Source organism: Mesorhizobium sp. M5C.F.Ca.IN.020.32.2.1 (assembly GCF_004023105.1).
In the GTDB taxonomy this organism is placed as follows: Bacteria; Pseudomonadota; Alphaproteobacteria; order Rhizobiales; family Rhizobiaceae; genus Mesorhizobium; species Mesorhizobium wenxiniae.
In genome coordinates, this window is the sequence record NZ_RZSX01000454.1 from 1 (window position 1) to 5,113 (window position 5,113).

Here is a 5,113-nt window from a genome sequence, read left to right on the forward strand (position 1 = left end):
ACTCGAAGCCGCCGGCGAGCGCGACGAAGCGGTGGCTATCGCCGTCGCGCTCAAACGCGCCGTCGAACAGCCCGGCCAGCGCGCCGCACTCGTCACCGGCGACCGCGCGTTGGCGCGGCGCGTCTCGGTCGAGCTCTTGCGGTTTGGTGTCGTCGCCGACGATTCGGGCGGCGCGCCGCTCATCAACACGCCAGCCGCCGGCCTGCTCAGGCTGGCGCTTCAGGCCGCGTTCCGGCCCGGCGACCCGGTCGCTCTGCTGTCGCTGCTCAAGCACCCGCTGCTTGGCCTCGGCCTGGAACGCACAAGCGTCCGTCACGCGGCGGAGATCGTCGAACTGGTGGCGCTGCGCGGCGGCACCGGCCGCCCCGACGTCGCCTCGCTGCCGGAGCTATTCGAGGCCCGCCTCACCGGCCTGGGCAGCACCCGGCCGCCCTTCTGGTTTTCTCGCCTGACTGTGCGAAACGTCGAGCGCGCCCGCGAATTGCTCGTTCGCCTTGCCGATGCTCTGGCGCCGCTGACCGCCTTTCGCAGTCAAGCCGAAGCCGATCTTGCCGAATTGACCCGGGCCAGTGTCGTCGCGCTCGAAAGTTTAGGCCGCACCGCGGACGGCAGCCTGAGCGAACTCTATGCCGGCGACGCCGGCGAGAAGCTTGCCGAGCTTTTGCGCGGGCTGGTCGCCGCCTCGGCGCCGTTGTCCTTCGCGGCTGACGAATTGCCCGATGTGATGGAGGCGCTGATCGCGCCCGAAACCGTCAAACCGGCACAAGGCACCGACCGGAACATCGCCATCTGGGGTGCACTGGAAGCCCGGTTGCAGAACGTCGACACACTGGTCGTCGGCGGGCTCAACGAAGGCGTGTGGCCGCGCAAGCCGGAAAGCGACCGCTTCATGTCGCGTCTGATGAAGACCGGCATCGATCTCGAACCGCCCGAACGGCGCATCGGCTTGGCCGCCCATGATTTCCAGATGGCCATGGGAGCGAAGAAAGTGGTGTTGGCGCGCTCCGCCCGCTCCGGCGACGCGCCGGCAGTGCCGTCGCGCTGGCTACAGCGCCTCCTGACGTTCATCGGTAAGGACCATGCGGCGGTGCTTCGCCGGCGTGGTGATGAATTCCTGTCCTGGGCACGGGCGCTCGATGCCGCGGAAAGGAGAGATTTCGCGCCGCGGCCGCAGCCGAAGCCGCCGCTGACTGTGCGGCCGCAGCATTTCTCCGTCACCGAAATCGAGACGCTGCGCCGCGACCCTTACGCCATCTATGCCAGGAGGATTCTCGGCCTGATGCCGCTCGATCCGGTCATCCGCGACCCGGGCGCCGCCGAGCGCGGCACGCTGTTTCACGCCATCCTGCACCTCTTCACGGCCAGGGTCGCCGGCCCGCTTGTGCCGGAGGCGCTGGATGGTCTTATCGCCGCCGGCCGCGCATGTTTTACCGAGGCCGCCCTTCCTCCCGATGTCGAGGCGGTGTGGTGGCCGCGCTTCGAAAAGCTCGCCGCCGGCATCATCGAATGGGAGCGCGGCCGCGCCTTCGCCGTGACAATGCGGCACGCCGAGGAGCGCGCCGAGAAAACCGGCGTCGGCCAGTCCGGCGTGAGGCTGTCCGGCTATGCCGATCGTGTGGATCTCCTGGCCGGCGGCATGGCCGACATCCTGGATTACAAGACCGGCTCCTCGCCGTCCAAGGCGCAGGCTCATACGCTCCTTTCGCCGCAACTGGCGCTCGAAGGCGCGCTGCTCAGGCGCGGCGCCTTCAAGGGGCTTGGCGCGCGCGAGCCGTCGCAGCTGGCCTTCATCAGGCTGAAACCGAACGGCGAGGTGTTCGAGGAATCCATCCTCGAATACAACCGCAAGCCGCGAACCGCCGCCGATCTCGCCGAGGAGGCCTGGGTGCGGCTTGAAAAACTGCTGATCCACTATGCCGACCCGGCGACCTTCTATCTGTCGCGCGCGCTGCCGTTCCGCGAGGGCGAGACCGATGGCGACTACGACCATCTCGCCCGCGTGCTCGAATGGTCTGCCGGCGGCGACGCCGACGACGAGGGAGGGGAGGCATGAAGAAGGCCTATCCCATCCCGACCGACACCGCCGCCAGCCAGGCAAGCGCCTCCGACCCGCAAAACTCCGCCTGGGTGTCGGCCAATGCCGGATCGGGCAAGACCCATGTGCTGGCTCAGCGTGTTATCCGGCTCTTGCTGCGCGGCACCGATCCGTCGAAGATCCTGTGCCTGACCTACACCCGCGCCGCCGCCGCCAACATGTCGAACCGGGTGTTTTCGACTTTGTCGGAATGGACGGCGCTTGGTGACGTCGAACTGGCGGCAAGGATAGCGGCGCTGGACGGTCGCCAGCCCGATCGCGAAACCGTGCGCCGCGCGCGCCGGCTGTTCGCCGAGGCGCTCGAGACACCGGGCGGGCTGAAGATCCAGACCATCCACGCCTTCTGCGAATCGGTGCTGCACCGGTTTCCGCTGGAGGCCAACATACCGGCCCATTTCGAAATGCTCGATCCCCAGATGGAGGCGTCGCTCTTCGCCGCCGCCCGCCGCGACATGATCTCGGGCACTGCCGCCGGCGATGCGGGGCTGGCCGAGGCTTTCGCCGCCATTCTGGAACGCGGCGGCGAACATGGGCTCGACGCCTTGCTGGCCGAGATCGTGCGCAAGCGCGACGGCTTGCGCGCCTTCATCAGCGCTGCCGGCGGTGATAGCTTCCGGGCGCTGTTCGACGAGTTTAGGTTTCGCGCCGGCCAGACCGCCGAAGGCCTGGCGGCGTCCGTCTGGCCGCTGCCGGGCTTCCTGCCGGACTATTTCGTCACCTTTGCCCGCGCTGCCGAAGCCGCCGATGCCCGCATCGTGCTGAACAATTTGCTGCCCTACGCCCATCTTGCCTTCGCCGAGAATGATCCGGTTCGCCGGCTGCAATTGTTGGCAAAAGCCTTCCTGCGAGCCGATGGCGAGCCTTATGAGCCGGCAAAGACGTTCAAGAAGGCGTTGCTCGACCGATTGCCGGATCTTGCCGAGCGCTATCTCTCAGCGGCCGATGCCATTCTCGAAATCTCCGATCGATTGGCCTTGTTCAGGATGGTCGAGGGCACACGTGCCGCGCTGACCATCGCCGACTGGCTGATCGCCCGCTACGAGCACTTGAAGCGCGCCCGCGGCTTTCTCGACTTCAACGATCTCATCACCCGAACGGTCAATCTTCTGGCGCGGCCCGACGCCGGTCCTTGGGTGCAATACAAGCTCGACCAGGGCATCGACCATATCCTGCTCGACGAGGCGCAGGACACCAGTCCCGACCAATGGGAGGTGGTGAAGCGGCTGGCGGAGGAATTCTTTGCCGGGCTCGGCGCGCGCGACACGGTTCACCGCACGGTCTTTGCCGTCGGCGACGAAAAACAGTCGATCTATTCCTTTCAAGGAGCGGCGCCCGACTCCTTCGCCGACTCAAGGCTGCTGTTTGCCGGAAAGGTGCGCGACGCCAACGCCGCCTTCGCCGATCTGAAGCTGACTTGGTCGTTCCGCTCGACCGACGACGTGCTTGCGGCGGTGGACCGTGTCTTTGCCGACCCGGTCGTGCGGCGGGGCATCAGCCACGATCCCGACCCGCTGAACCACAAGGCGATCCGCACCGATGCGCCGGGCTATGTCGAGGTCTGGCCGTCGATCGGTGCCGACGTCGTTGACGAGCCCGACGACTGGACGCAAGCCGTCGACCACGCCCATGCGCCGGCGGTGCGTGTTGCCGAAAACGTCGCGGCGACCATTGCCGGCTGGATCGGCGCCGGCGAAATCATCGAAGGCCGCGGCAAGAAGCTTCGGCCAGGCGACGTGCTGGTGCTGGTGCGCAAGCGCGATCGCTTCGTCCATGCGCTGACGCGCGCACTCAAGCGCCGCGACATTCCTGTCGCCGGCGCCGACCGGCTCAGCCTGCCCGGCCATATTGCGGTAAAGGACCTGATCGCGCTCGGCCACTTTCTCGTCCAGCCTGAGGACGATCTGTCGCTTGCCGCCGTGCTGCGCAGCCCGATTTTCGATGTTTCGGAAGAGACGCTTTTCGCGCTTGCCGGCGAGCGGCCGTCCGGCCTCTCGTTGATCGCCTCGCTCAGGCAGCATGCCGGTGAAAGCGCTGCCTTGGCCGCAATCGCTGCCCAACTCGACACTTGGTCCGATGAAGCCGCATTCAAGCCGGTGTTCGAATTCTATGCCGGGGCTCTCGCCCGCGACGGCCTGCGCAAGAAGATGATAGCGCGGCTCGGGCCGGAAGCCGGCGACATCCTCGACGAGTTCCTGAGCTTCTGTCTGGCCGAGGAACGGACCGGCCTGCCGGGACTGGAATCCTTCCTGTCGACGCTGGAAAATGCCGGCCCCGAGATCAAGCGTGAAATGGACCAGACCCGCGACGAGGTTCGCGTCATGACCGTGCATGCCGCCAAGGGCCTGGAGGCGCCTGTCGTGTTCCTGGTCGATGGCGGTTCCGCCCCGTTCAGCGACCAGCATCTGCCGCGACTGATGCCGTTCGAAGGCTCGGGCGACCATTGGGACGGCAAGGGCTATCTCTGGCGCTCGGCGAGCGATGTCGCCAATGGATTTTCGCGGGCCGCTTCGGTCCGCGCTCGCGAGCTGGCCGACGACGAATACCGCCGGCTGCTCTATGTCGGCATGACCCGGGCCGAGGACCGGCTGATCGTCTGCGGCTATCATGGCAAGCGGCCGCCGAACGCCGGCACCTGGCATTCGATCGTCAGCCGCGCGCTGGTCGGCGCCCCCGAAAGTGCTGAGCGGCAGCACCCCGCCACCGGCGAGACCGTGCATCGGTTTCACGTGACAAAATTGCCGCCGGTCGGACATGCGGCTGCCGAAGAGGCGCGGCAGACGACACAGTTCGAGCCGTTGCCGAAGAGCCTGTTCCAGCCCTTGCCGCCCTTCGAGGATCTGCCGCGGCCGCTGTCGCCGTCCGGCGCCTCGGCGCTGATCGACGAGGCCAAGCAAGCGGTGATCGACACCGGCTCGCCGGTGCTGGACACCGAGGCGGAGCCTGGCTTTGCCGTGATGCGGGGGCTGGCGCTGCACACGTTGCTGCAGATGCTGCCGGGCATTGCGGCGGCCGCACGCC

Annotated in this window: 2 protein-coding genes; both read left to right on the plus strand. The window is 67.2% G+C overall.

Annotated elements, in window-relative coordinates:
• A partial coding sequence (gene addB / locus EOA86_RS21475; protein WP_128343465.1) for a double-strand break repair protein AddB occupies window positions 1–2,053 on the plus strand: 2,053 nt, incomplete at its 5' end.
• Window positions 2,050–5,113 (plus strand): double-strand break repair helicase AddA (addA, locus tag EOA86_RS21480; protein ID WP_128343467.1); only part of this gene is annotated, 3,064 nt, incomplete at its 3' end. The genes addB and addA, both read left to right, overlap by 4 nt.